Origin of the sequence: Methyloligella sp. GL2 (assembly GCF_013341275.1) — a bacterium.
Classification (GTDB): Bacteria; Pseudomonadota; Alphaproteobacteria; order Rhizobiales; family Methyloligellaceae; genus Methyloligella.
In genome coordinates this window covers 1,062,810-1,074,326 of the sequence record NZ_CP054476.1, presented here as the reverse complement: position 1 = coordinate 1,074,326, position 11,517 = coordinate 1,062,810, and the positions used below count along the sequence as shown (strand labels likewise).

The window sequence follows — 11,517 nt, the reverse complement described above, 5'->3', positions numbered from 1 at the left end:
CCGGATAAGTGTGGATAGCACTTCGATGCTTCTAAAAGGTGAATTATTGTCGATCGTCGCTGGCGGCCCCGTCCGGCGCAAGCCGGATGCGCGAGACGATTTCGCCATGGCGCAGATCGATCACCACGATCTCCGCGCCCTCTTCGGTCTCAAGCTGAACGGCGATCCGGTTGCCGTCGAGATCGGTGCCGGTCACCTTGGCCCCCGGCGGAACGGGAAGCTGATACGCAGCGCCCTCGCCGCTCGCGCGCATCGGCACCGGACGGCTCTGTTCCATCGGCGCCGCGGCCTCGTCCTTCCCCATTTGCGAGGCCTGATAGACGATGGTCAGAACCACCAGGGCGAAGCCCAGGACCAACAAGATACCCAGCACGACGACGACGATTTTCAGGATGCGCACCTGGCGCGGGGTGAATGTGCTCCCCTCCAGCGGCGTGTTATCGTCAATTTCCGTTTGCGGCTTCGTCATCGCGAGCTTACATCCGGCCCTTTCCGAGCCAGCCCATTCTAAAGGTCATGACCATTCCTGAGACAATCGCCACGGCAGAAGCCGAGGCCTCTCACGCCGGGATCCGTCTCGACCGTTTCCTGGCCGAACGCCTTCCCGAGCTGAGCCGCACCAGGGTGCAAAACCTGATCCGGCAAGGCCATGCGACGAAGGACGGCGAGACCATAAGAGACCCCGAATTCCGGGTCAAACCGGGCGACCGTTTTCAGCTTCGCCTGCCACCGCCGGAGCCGGCGGGACTGGCGCCGGAGCCCATGGCGCTGAACATCGTCTATGAGGACGACGCCCTGCTGGTCATCGACAAGCCGGCGGGCCTCGTGGTGCATCCCGGCGCGGGCAATCGCGACGGCACGCTGGTCAATGCACTGCTGGCCCATTGCGGCGACAGCCTCTCCGGCATCGGCGGCGTGGCGCGCCCCGGCATCGTGCACCGGCTCGACAAGGATACCACCGGGCTTCTGGTCGTCGCCAAGACCGATACCGCCCATCGCGGCCTCGCCGCGCAATTCGCCGATCACGGAAGGACCGGCGATCTGGAGCGCCGCTACCTGGCGATTGTCTGGGGCGTCCCGCCGCGCCCCACCGGAACGGTGGAGGCCGCCATCGGCCGCCATCCCGGCAACCGCACCAAGATGGCGGTGGTGAAGCCGGAAAACTCCTCCGCCCGCGAAGCCGTGACCCATTACCGCGTGCTCGAAACCTACCGGCCGAAACGCGATCCGAAAGCCGCCCCCGTCGCATCGCTGGTCGAATGCCGCTTAGAGACCGGCCGCACCCATCAGGTGCGCCTGCATATGGCCCATCTCGGCACGCCGCTGCTTGGCGATCCGCTCTACGGCCAAGGCTTCAAATCCAAGCTGCGCAGCCTGCCCGAACCGGCCGCGAAGGCCTTGCAGGCGCTCGACCGCCAGGCGCTGCATGCCGCCGCTCTCGTCTTCCGCCATCCGGCGACGGACGCGCTGATGGAATTCGAAAGCCCTCCGCCCCCCGATATGCGCAAATTGATTGCCGCTTTGGCGGAACTATGAGCAGTTCGCGGTCTTTATCAGACTCGTCAAACCCTCTATACATAGGCCGCCGGGGGGCAATTCGAGCAGGAGTGCGGCTGAGTAGGCCGCTGGAGGCGTGCTCTCATGGCACCACGAAAAGCAGGGACGAAGAGCGCGACGACGCGCACGAAGCCCGACACGACAGACACCACATCCAAGACCGCGGCGAAGACCGAGCCGGCTGCAGCGAAAGCGCCTGCACGTAAGGCAACGCCTGCGAAGACGTCTGCTGCGTCCAAATCGACCGCAGCGAAGTCGACGACAGCCAAATCCACTGCAACCAAGTCCACTGCAACCAAGTCGGCTGCGTCCAAGGCCAAGACCGGTACAAAGACGGCTGCGCGTAAAACCGGCGCCGCTGCGGGAACCGCCAAGACACCCCGCAAGACGGCAGCCAAAACGACGCGTAAACCCGCAGCCAAGAAGCCGGCGGCAAAACCCACCGCCGCGGCCGCAAAGGCCGACGGCAAGGCGCCCGAGACGGCCGCCGCGATGGAAGCCAATGGCGATGCGGTGATGACCGAAACGCCGGCCGCATCCCGCACGCCCGCCAAGACCGCGTCCACGCCGGCGCGCGCCGGCCGCACGCTCAGCACCCGTTCGCTACCCAGCGTCAGCGCTCATGGCGGCCTCACCCGCTATCTGGAAGAGATCCGCCAATTCCCCATGCTGGAGCCGCAGCAGGAATACATGCTCGCCAAGAGCTGGCGCGAGCATGGCGACCGCGACGCCGCCCACACTTTGGTGACCTCGCATTTGCGCCTGGTGGCCCGTATCGCCATGGGCTATCGCGGCTATGGCCTGCCCACGGGCGAGGTGATCTCCGAAGGCAATGTCGGCCTGATGCAGGCGGTGAAGCGCTTCGACCCCGATAAGGGCTTCCGCCTCGCCACCTACGCCATGTGGTGGATCCGCGCCGCGATCCAGGAATACATCCTGCGTTCCTGGAGCCTGGTGAAGATGGGCACCACCGCCGCCCAGAAGAAGCTGTTCTTCAACTTGCGCAAGATGAAGGGCCAGCTGAAGGCGCTGGAGGAAGGCGATCTGCATCCCGATCAGGTGAAGAAGATCGCCACATCGCTCGGCGTCTCCGAAGACGACGTGGTCTCCATGAACCGCCGTCTCGGCGGCGACAGCTCGCTGAATGCACCGATCCGCAACGACTCCGAAAGCGGCGAGTGGATGGACTGGCTGGTCGACGACAAGACCGACCAGGAGACCCTGCTCGCCGAATCGGAAGAGCGCAGCAATCGCCACAAGCTGCTTCTCGATGCGCTGGAGGATCTGAACGACCGCGAGCGCCGCGTCTTCGAGGCGCGTCGCCTGTCGGAGGACCCCCTCACCCTGGAGGAGCTTTCCGGCGAGTTCGGCGTCAGCCGCGAGCGCATCCGCCAGATCGAGGTGCGGGCGTTCGAAAAGGTGCAGAAGGCCGTGCAGAAAGCTGCCGCAGCGCAGTTTGAGCCGGCCACGGCCGACTAGCCGCTTTCGCATCGTGGCGGAAACAACCGAAACGGCCCCACCGACGCTCAAGACCCTGAAGCACGACGGCCTCTCCATCGCCTATCGCGACGAAGGCGAAGGGCCGACCGTGCTGCTCGGCCATTGCTCCAGCGCCTCCCATAGGGAATGGCTGCCGCTGATGCAGGCGCTGAAATCCGATTGGCGCGTGGTGGCGCCGGATTTCATCGGCTACGGCAGCTCCGAATCCTGGCCGGTCAGCCGTCCCTTCTCGCTGGATGGCGATGTAGCGATCCTCGAAGCCCTTGCCGGCAAGGGCAAGGATCCGATCCATCTGGTCGGCCACTCCTATGGCGCCGCGCTGGCGCTGGAGGCGGCCACCCGCCTCGGCTCCCGCGTCAAAAGCCTCAGCCTGGTCGAGCCGGTCTCCTTTCATCTGCTGCGCCAGACCCACCGCCCGGAATGGAACGAGATCGAAGCCCTCGGCGTGAAGGTGCTCACCGCCGTGGCCCGGGGCGACGACCGCGCCGCCGCCGGCGCCTTCATGCGCTATTGGCTCGGCGATCTCCGCTGGTTCCTGGCGCCCAAGCGCTTCAAGCAGGCCATCGCCGCAACCATTCCGAAAGTGGCGCTGGAATTCACCGTGGCGATCGACGCCACCACGAGCCTTGCCGACTACGCCGAGATCGAAGCGCCGACCTTGCTGATCGTCGGCGGCAAGACCCGCAAGCCCGCCGCGGCCGTGGTTCAAATGCTGCAGCAGGCCATGCCCAATGCGGAAAGCGTCACCCTACCTGGCGCCGGGCATATGAGCCCGTTCACGCATCAAGCCCGGGTAAACCAGTTGATTCTCGCTCAGCTCGCCGCTCATCGCTGAGCTTCTCGTCCGAGGCGAGATCCTGAATATCCCGGGCGAACAGATCCTCAAGCTCCTTGGCAAAGGAGATCGCCTGCGCCTGCAGCTTCTCCGGATCGCTCAAGTTGAAGCGCACATTGCCATAGAGATGGCGCTCGTCATGCTCCTTGAAGGTCTCGATCAGCCGCTTGGCCTCGCGCGACGACAAGCCGATCCCCTGCAGCATATCCTTCGTCAGCTCCAAAGCGTCGAGGAACGTCTCGCGCTGGATATGGGTGATGCCGAGATCCATCAGCTCGTAGACATGGGTGCGGTTGCGCGCGCGGGCATAGATCGGCAGGTCGGGGAAATTCCGCCGCACCGTCTCCGCCACGCGGACCGAGGCCTCGACATCGTCGATGGCCAGCACGAAGGCCCGCGCCCGGTCCGCCTGGGCGGCGCGCAAGATGTCGAGCCGGCCCGCATCGCCGTAATAGATATTACTGCCGAAGCGGCGCACGAAATCCACCTGGGTGACGCTGATATCCAACGCCGTGAACGGAATATGCCGCGCCCGCAAGACGCGCGCCGCGATCTGCCCGAAGCGGCCGAACCCGGCGATGATCACATGACCGTCCGCCTCGGGCGGCTCGTCGTAATCCGGGGTATCGCCCGTGATGCGGCGCTTCAGAAAATCGTCGGCAAGCAGCAGCAGCGGCGTCGCGACCATCGACAAGGTCACCGCCAGAGTCAGCAGGTTGGAGAGCTGACTATCGATGACCCGCGCCGCCGTGCCGGCCTGAAACAGCACGAAGGCGAACTCACCGCCCTGGCACAGAAACAGGCCGAGCCGCCGCGCGCCGGCCGATGGCAACCCCCACCAGCGGCCGAGGGAATACAGCAGCACCGCCTTCACCGCGATCAGCACCGCCGCGATGGCGATCACCTTGCCGGGCGTGTCGAACAGCGTGTTGAAATCGATGGTCATGCCAACGGCGAGGAAGAACAGGCCGAGCAGCAAGCCTTCGAACGGCGCGATATCGGCCTCGATCTGGTGCCGGTATTCGGAATCGGCAAGCAGCGCGCCGGCGATGAACGCCCCGAGCGCCGCCGACAGCCCGGCCATCTCCATCACCACCGTGACCCCGACCACCGTCAAAAGCGCCGTCGCCGTCATCGCCTCGCGCACATTGGTCAGCGCGATCAGCCGGAACAGACGCGCCAGCACGAAGCGGCCGACGATCACCACCGCAAGGATCATCGCCAGCGCGAAGATCGCCGATTTGAGATCCATCGACGGCGCATCGCCCAGCCCCACCGCGAAGATCGGCACCAACGCGATCAGCGGGATCGCCGCCAAATCCTGGAACAGCAGAATGGAGAAGCCGAGCCGCCCGTGGCGGGTATTGATCTCACCCTTCTCTTCCATGATCTGCAGCGCGAATGCGGTCGAGGACAGCGACAGCGCAAAGCCGATGAAGATCGCTTGCGCAATCTCCAGCCCGGCGGCGATGCCGATACAGCTGATCACGATGGCGGCGGAGATCAGCTGCACCCCGCCAAGCCCGAAGATCGCCGACCGCATGGCCCAAAGCCGCATCGGGCGCAGTTCCAGCCCGATCAGAAACAGCAGCATCACCACGCCGAGCTCGGCGAAGTGCAGGATGTTCTCCACATCGTAGAGGGAGTAGATCAGACCGAGCCCGAACGGGCCGATCAAAACGCCGGCGGCAAGGTAGCCAAGCACCGAGCTGATGCGCAGAAATCGGCCGAGCGGCGCAACGAAGGCGGCCGCGGCAAGAAACACCGCGATCTGAATAAGACCTTCGCTTGGCATTTTCGGTGATTCTCCGCTGGAATGGGCTGTGGGTTGGCTAGCATGCCTGATTTGCCCCTGAAAGCGGAGCACAGATACGTGGCGAGTATGGCCGCGCTTTGTCCGGAATCGGACCGCCCCCGGCAATTCGCCACAGCATGCCGGACCCTAGGCGCGCAGCAAAAGAAAAGGGCTCCCCGGCGAGGAGAGCCCTTCTCGAAATCTGTGCCGGAAAATGCCCCGATCGGGGCGGCCGGCTTTAGTCCTTCGGCAGGATCAGGTCGACAAACGGCGCACGCACCCGCACCTTGCCGCCTTGCGTATCGACATCGGCGAACGGCGCACGAACCTTGGTGCCGTCGCCATCCTTGACGTCGACATCGGTGAGCGGCGCCCGCACATGCTCGCCATTCTCGTTGACGTAGTAGGTCCGCCGGCGGAAGAACCCGACCTCGGTCACGTTGCTCGCCTCTTCATGCGAGGGCTGGCCCAGATTGGCGCCAGGTGCCGCCGAAGCGGTGCCGGCCGGCAGCGTCATCGCAAAACCGATGGCGGCTGCGCCGAGAATGAAGGGAAGCTTCTTCGTCTTCATGCCGTACTCCTTAAGATTGCAGCGCCGCCCTCTTCATGGCGGCAAAATCCGTCGTTGATGCCCCGAGAAACTGCGCTCCGGCAGGCTCTTCCAAACCCTCCGGCTACAGCCAGCCTTTTCTCTTCCAATAGATATAGGACAGCAAGGCGCACAAAACCATGAGTCCCAAGGCAAAGGGATAACCAAACAGCCAATGTAATTCGGGAATATGCTCGAAATTCATCCCATAAATTGACGCAATCATGGTCGGTGGCAAAAATACCACCGCTGCAACGGTGAAAATCTTGGTGATATTGTTCTGCTCGATGGTGATCATGCCGAGCACCGCATCCAAGAGAAACACGATCTTGTCCGACATGAAGCGCACATGGTCGGCGAGCGAGCTGACATCCCGCGCCGCGGTGCGGATGCGCGTCTTCATCAGCTTGCTGGCTTTGCGCTCATTGGCGGCATAGCTGAGGAAGGTGAGAAGCCGCCCCAAGGAATGCACGCTCTCGCCCGCCTTCCAGGTCAGATCCCCGCGCTGCCCGACCGAGCGCAACAGCTCGTCGAGCTCCCGCTGCTTGCTGGTGGCCGCGCCCCGCACCTCGAACACCGAATGCGACAGCGCATCGACATCGCTCTGGATGCGCTCGATAGCGTCGGCGCTGCGGTCGATGATCGCTTCCAGCAGGCTGACCAGCACCGCCATCCCGCTATCCAGCACCTCGGGGCTGTTGCGCGAGCGGCTGATGCAAAGCTGAAACGCGCGCGGATCGGCATAGCGCAGCGTCACCAGCCGGTTCCCCACCAGAATGAAGGTGACATGGCTGGTGACCGGCTGCGGGTGATCGGCCTGGAACAACACTCTGGCGGTCATCACATGCGCCTCGCCCTCTTTATAGAGACGGCTCGATGCCTCGATCTCCTGCTGCTCCTCCGGCGTCGGAATGTCGATCTCCAGCGTCTGTTCCACCGCCAGCACCTCGCCGGCGCTCGGCGCAAGAAGATCGATCCAAACCGCCGCGTCGGTCATCGACGGCTCGCCCGATTGCGGCAGCAAGCCTTCTTCCGTCGCCTCGTAGATTGTCAGCATCCGACACTCTCCATCTGGCGCCTCTTCGGCATCGTACCTCCTGCACTCTCCGCCAAACCCTCGATAGAACGGGTGAGCCTAGCGGCCGCAGACGACGACGATGCGAAACGCTTCCGCCTAACTATCGGTAAAGATCGGCGCGCGTCGGCGGCAATACGGGCGGCCCCTTCGCCTGCTTGCTGGCGAGGGTCTGGTAGATGCGGAGCGAGCCGCGGGTGAAGGCGAGCGAGACCCCGGCGAGATAGGCCAGCCAGATACGGGTCAGCTCCTCGCCGACCATCGCCTCGGCCTCGGCGCGCCGCGCCAGCAGCCGCTCGCACCAAAGCTTCGTGGTGCGTCCATAATGGCGCCGCCAGGCCTCGACATCCTGCACCTCGAAGCCTTGCTGCTCCATCGCCTGCACCGAATGGCCGATATCGTCGAGCTCGCCGCCCGGAAAGATATAGCGGGTGATCGCCTTATGCTCGGGCCGCTTGCCGAAGCGCCTTCCGTCCTTTTTCGCCCGCCGTGAGATGGCGTGATTGAGGAACAGCCCGTCATCGGCGAGCAGTTTCCGCATCGTGGCGAAGTAGAGCGGGATATTGGCGAGGCCAATATGCTCGTACATGCCGATGGAGGCGATCTTGTCGTAAGTCCCGGTGAGCTCGGCGTAATCGCGCAGCTCCACCGTCACCTTGTCCTGCAGGCCTTCCGCCGCGATCCGCTCCCTGGCCAGCGCCAGCTGCTCTTCGGAGACGGTGATGCCGTGGGCAGTGACGCCAAAATGCTTGGCCGCATAGATCACCAGCCCGCCCCAGCCGCAGCCGATATCGAGGAACCGGTCGCCCGGCTTCAGCCGCAGCTTGCGGCAGATCATCTCCAGCTTGTCCTGCTGCGCCTGCTCGAGCCCGCCGTCCCATTCGGTGAAATAGGCGCAAGAATAGACCATATCGGGATCGAGAAAGAGCCGATAAAAATCGTTGGAGACATCGTAGTGGAACTGGATGAAATCCTTGTTCTCCGCCTGCTGCCGTCCGTGGCCGGTATCGTCGCCGGCATAGCCGCGCGCCGCCTCCGGCTTGTCGCCCGGCGCGAACAGGAAGGGCAGCAGCATCTTGACGGTCTTCAGCTTGCGTAAATGCCTCAAGCGCTTGCGCGTGCTCTGATCCTGAAGCTGCTCGCCCAGATCGATCAGCGTGCCGCCTTCCAGCCCGATGCGCCCCTTGGCGTAGAAGCGAATCAGCCGGTCCAGGCTCGGCCGCCGCAGCGCCGAGGCGATGACGCCGGGGCTGGCGATGGTCACGGTCAGCGGCGAGGTGACGTTGCGGCCCAGCGGCACGGTGCTGCCGTCCCATAGGCGCACGCTGGCGTTCAGATCCAGCGCCTCGCCGATCGCCTCCAACAGGCGGCGAAACGCGGCGATCTTTTTATCGGATATCTGGCTTTCCGGTGCGCCGGCCTGCCGATCGGGTTTTGCGTCCAAAATACTCCCTCCAATTCGGCGCTACCGAAGCATGGCGGGAGGTGCTGGGCAAGTACGCTTGAGGCCTCGTCCAGGCTCTAATTTCCGGGCCTCACCACGCAGGCGACATTTTGCTTCGAAAGCTTGCCGCAGAGCGTATCGGCGTCCTCCCGACTCGGCTGAAGCACACGCAGCGAATAGGTGATGGCGGTGCCGAGACTAAGATCGCATGTCGGCACCACGACGGCAGAATAGCTGCCCAGCAAATCCTGGTGGGCGCTTTGGATATCGTTGAATTTCTGCAGGACCTTGTCCTTGTTGAAGCCGCTTGCCAGCTCCACGCCCCACTTATCGGTCCCTTCTTGGGCGAGTTGGTCGGCGGTGACCTGCTTGCCGGCCTCGTCGACACAAACCGAAGCGCTGTCAGCTGCGCGCGCCGGCAAGCCCGGCACGAGGAACAAAATCGCGAGGATGAGAGCTGGTTTTCGCACTGGTCTTGCCCTTCAAGCATTACAGCATTGCAAGACCCACAATCGCCCAGTTCTCCTAACTCTCTCCTAACGCCGGAAAGACCTTAAGTGCCTGATGCGCAATGCCTTCCAGCGCCTTGCGATCGGCACCAGCGGCCGCATGGCCCGACATGCCTTCGAGCACGGCCGTCAGAAAAGCGGCGAGGCTCGTTGTATCCGCGTCCGATGGCAGCTCGCCATCCGCCTTGGCCTGCTCCAGCCGGTCTTCGATTTCCCTCGTCGCCGAGGCGCGCCGCACGCGCACATCGCTCCACGCCTTGCCTGCAGTCACATCGCAGCCATAGGCGCTGCGTGCCAGCAGACAGCCCGCATTGCGCTCGCCTTCGGTAAGCATTTCCACGCCATATTGCATCAAGGCGTCGATAGCATCTCGCAGCTTCGGCTTGGCTAGGGCTTTCGCCCGCCGGTCGGCGATCTGCGCCGCATAATGCTCCACCGCCGAGCGGTAGAGCTGCTCCTTATTGCCAAACGCAGCGTAAAGGCTCGGCGGGTTGATGCCCATGGCAGCCGTCAGGTCGCAGAGCGAGGCCCCGTCATAACCTTGCCGCCTGAACACCTCGATCGCCGCTTCCAACGCTTTTTCCGGGCAGAAACTGCGCGGCCGCCCTTTCGCCATTTCCGTCTCTCCAATTTTCCATAACGTCCGTTACATATTATGTGTTGACCGCACGTGCATCTAAAATATATGTAGTATCGATTACATAAATTACAGCCGGGTTGAGCGGCATATGAGCAGGAAATTAGAGGGTAAGGCGGCTTCGGTCACGGGCGGAATGCATCGTTCCGTTACAGCAGCCGCCAACGCGTTGGCGAATAACGCCTTTGATATGCGGCTGTCTCGCAAATCCTCTGAATAACAATTCGGTTGCTTGCGCCAGCAAGGCTGCCTTCTCTTAAGCGCCCCGCGGAGGAGGCATCGTTGCAGGCCAGCAAAGCCTAGGGTGGGCAATGAGCGCGTCGTGTCCCGTCGCCCTTTTTGGCGCCCCAGACGTGGCAAAGAAATGCGCCGCTGCCCACCCTACGGCTCCCTTCCCCTGAAAGAGCGGCACGGTTACCCGCTTCTGGCTGCGGAGCTGCGCGTTTCCCCGCGCATCCCGCTTCATCGCGTCATGAATCTCTTCTAAGCTCCCGCCCCGAAAAGAACGCACCAAGCGTTCAGACAGGGAGGTAGAGGCAATGGGCAAGTACAAGCCGCGGCTGGAGCCCGGGACGCAAAGCTTCTGGGACAGCATCCTCGCCCTCAAGGCGCCGCTGGTTTACACCCTCTCGCCGGAGGACGCCCGCGCCTCGCTGCTCACCGTGCAGAATGCCGATGTGGCGAAGCCGCCGGCCGAGATCGAGGATATCGATTGCCATGTCGGCCCGACCGGGGAAGTTCCGGTGCGCATCGTGCGCCCGGAGAAGACCGGCGATCTCCTCCCCGTCGTCATCTATTTCCATGGCGGCGGCTGGATCCTCGGCAATCGCGACACCCATGACCGGCTGATCCGCGAGCTTGCCGTCGGCGCCAATGTAGCGCTGGTCTTCGTCGATTATTCGCTCTCGCCGGAAGCCCACTATCCGGTGCCGCTGGAGCAGGCCTACGCCGTCACCAAATACATCGCCGAGCACGGGGAAGAGCTGGAGATCGACGGCTCGAATCTTGCCGTCGCAGGCGATAGCGCCGGCGGCAATATGGCCGCCGCCGTTACCCTCCTCGCCAAGGAGCGCGGCGGGCCGAAGATCGCCTTCCAGCTCTTGTTCTATCCCGTCACCGACGCGAATTTCAAAACCGGCTCCTACAAGCAGTTCGGCGACGGGCCCTGGCTCACCAAGCCTGCGATGAAGTGGTTCTGGAACGCCTATCTGCCGAAGAAGAAGCGCCGCAAGGAAGCCGCCGCCACGCCGCTCAATGCCAGTCTCGATCAACTGAAGGGTTTGCCCGAAGCGCTGATCGTCACCGCCGAATGCGACGTGCTGCGCGACGAGGGCGAAGCTTACGCCCGCAAACTCGCCAAGGCCGGCGTGCCCGTCACCGCCACCCGCTATCTCGGCACCATGCACGACTTCGTCATGCTGAATGCGCTGCGGGATACGCAAGCCGCCAAGGCCGCGATGGCGCAAGCCATCGCCGCCTTGAAGACGGTGCTGCATGGAGAGGAGATAACCGAGGCTGCTCCCGAGGTCTCCGGGACGACGGCCTTGGTGCCCGAGGAGAGCTGAGCGCGGGCGGG

Annotated in this window: 11 protein-coding genes; 4 read left to right on the top strand and 7 right to left on the bottom strand. The window is 63.7% G+C overall.

The window, feature by feature from the left end:
- Positions 1 to 43 precede the first annotated feature (43 nt).
- On the bottom strand, positions 44 to 469 hold the full coding sequence (locus tag HT051_RS05090; protein ID WP_174541031.1) for a hypothetical protein: 426 nt from the start codon (positions 467 to 469) through the stop codon (positions 44 to 46).
- Positions 470 to 516: 47 nt separating this feature from the next.
- Between HT051_RS05090 and HT051_RS05085 the strand changes: the two genes are divergently transcribed.
- From HT051_RS05085 to HT051_RS05075, 3 genes are all read left to right on the top strand, one after another.
- On the top strand, positions 517 to 1,536 hold the full coding sequence (locus HT051_RS05085; protein ID WP_174541030.1) for an RluA family pseudouridine synthase: 1,020 nt from the start codon (positions 517 to 519) through the stop codon (positions 1,534 to 1,536).
- 513 nt (positions 1,537 to 2,049) lie between these two features.
- A complete protein-coding gene (gene rpoH, locus HT051_RS05080) occupies positions 2,050 to 3,036 on the top strand; it encodes an RNA polymerase sigma factor RpoH (protein WP_371740603.1) in 987 nt (328 codons plus the stop codon).
- Between the two features lie 13 nt (positions 3,037 to 3,049).
- Entirely contained in the window at positions 3,050 to 3,892 is an 843-nt protein-coding gene (locus HT051_RS05075; protein WP_174541029.1) for an alpha/beta fold hydrolase, read from the top strand.
- On the opposite strand, the gene HT051_RS05070 is transcribed toward HT051_RS05075, so the two are convergent.
- From HT051_RS05070 to HT051_RS05045, 6 genes are all read right to left on the bottom strand, one after another.
- Positions 3,834 to 5,687: a monovalent cation:proton antiporter-2 (CPA2) family protein gene (locus HT051_RS05070; RefSeq protein WP_174541028.1), complete on the bottom strand. Its 1,854-nt coding sequence runs from the start codon at positions 5,685 to 5,687 to the stop codon at positions 3,834 to 3,836. The genes HT051_RS05075 and HT051_RS05070 overlap by 59 nt on opposite strands.
- Positions 5,688 to 5,925: 238 nt before the next feature.
- Positions 5,926 to 6,258, bottom strand: a complete 333-nt coding sequence (locus HT051_RS05065; protein WP_174541027.1) for a hypothetical protein — start codon at positions 6,256 to 6,258, stop codon at positions 5,926 to 5,928.
- Positions 6,259 to 6,361: 103 nt separating this feature from the next.
- Positions 6,362 to 7,333 carry a magnesium transporter CorA family protein gene (locus HT051_RS05060; RefSeq protein WP_174541026.1) on the bottom strand — a complete coding sequence of 324 codons (972 nt, stop codon included), beginning with the start codon at positions 7,331 to 7,333 and terminating at the stop codon, positions 6,362 to 6,364.
- 121 nt (positions 7,334 to 7,454) lie between these two features.
- Entirely contained in the window at positions 7,455 to 8,795 is a 1,341-nt protein-coding gene (locus HT051_RS05055; protein ID WP_246810181.1) for a cyclopropane-fatty-acyl-phospholipid synthase family protein, read from the bottom strand.
- A 77-nt stretch (positions 8,796 to 8,872) separates the two neighbouring features.
- On the bottom strand, positions 8,873 to 9,265 hold the full coding sequence (locus HT051_RS05050) for a hypothetical protein (protein WP_174541025.1): 393 nt from the start codon (positions 9,263 to 9,265) through the stop codon (positions 8,873 to 8,875).
- Between the two features lie 55 nt (positions 9,266 to 9,320).
- A complete protein-coding gene (locus HT051_RS05045; protein ID WP_174541024.1) occupies positions 9,321 to 9,920 on the bottom strand; it encodes a TetR/AcrR family transcriptional regulator in 600 nt (199 codons plus the stop codon).
- 560 nt (positions 9,921 to 10,480) lie between these two features.
- Here HT051_RS05045 and HT051_RS05040 point away from each other — a divergent pair.
- Positions 10,481 to 11,506: an alpha/beta hydrolase gene (locus HT051_RS05040; RefSeq protein ID WP_174541023.1), complete on the top strand. Its 1,026-nt coding sequence runs from the start codon at positions 10,481 to 10,483 to the stop codon at positions 11,504 to 11,506.
- Positions 11,507 to 11,517: the final 11 nt, after the last annotated feature.

Coding starts and splice junctions, on each gene's coding strand:
- HT051_RS05040 (WP_174541023.1), top strand. CDS start 10,481: ATGGGCAAGTACAAGCCGCGGCTGGAGCCCGGGACGCAAAGCTTCTGG.
- rpoH (WP_371740603.1), top strand. CDS start 2,050: ATGGAAGCCAATGGCGATGCGGTGATGACCGAAACGCCGGCCGCATCC.
- HT051_RS05045 (WP_174541024.1), bottom strand. CDS start 9,920: ATGGCGAAAGGGCGGCCGCGCAGTTTCTGCCCGGAAAAAGCGTTGGAA.
- HT051_RS05070 (WP_174541028.1), bottom strand. CDS start 5,687: ATGCCAAGCGAAGGTCTTATTCAGATCGCGGTGTTTCTTGCCGCGGCC.
- HT051_RS05065 (WP_174541027.1), bottom strand. CDS start 6,258: ATGAAGACGAAGAAGCTTCCCTTCATTCTCGGCGCAGCCGCCATCGGT.
- HT051_RS05085 (WP_174541030.1), top strand. CDS start 517: ATGACCATTCCTGAGACAATCGCCACGGCAGAAGCCGAGGCCTCTCAC.
- HT051_RS05090 (WP_174541031.1), bottom strand. CDS start 469: ATGACGAAGCCGCAAACGGAAATTGACGATAACACGCCGCTGGAGGGG.
- HT051_RS05060 (WP_174541026.1), bottom strand. CDS start 7,333: ATGCTGACAATCTACGAGGCGACGGAAGAAGGCTTGCTGCCGCAATCG.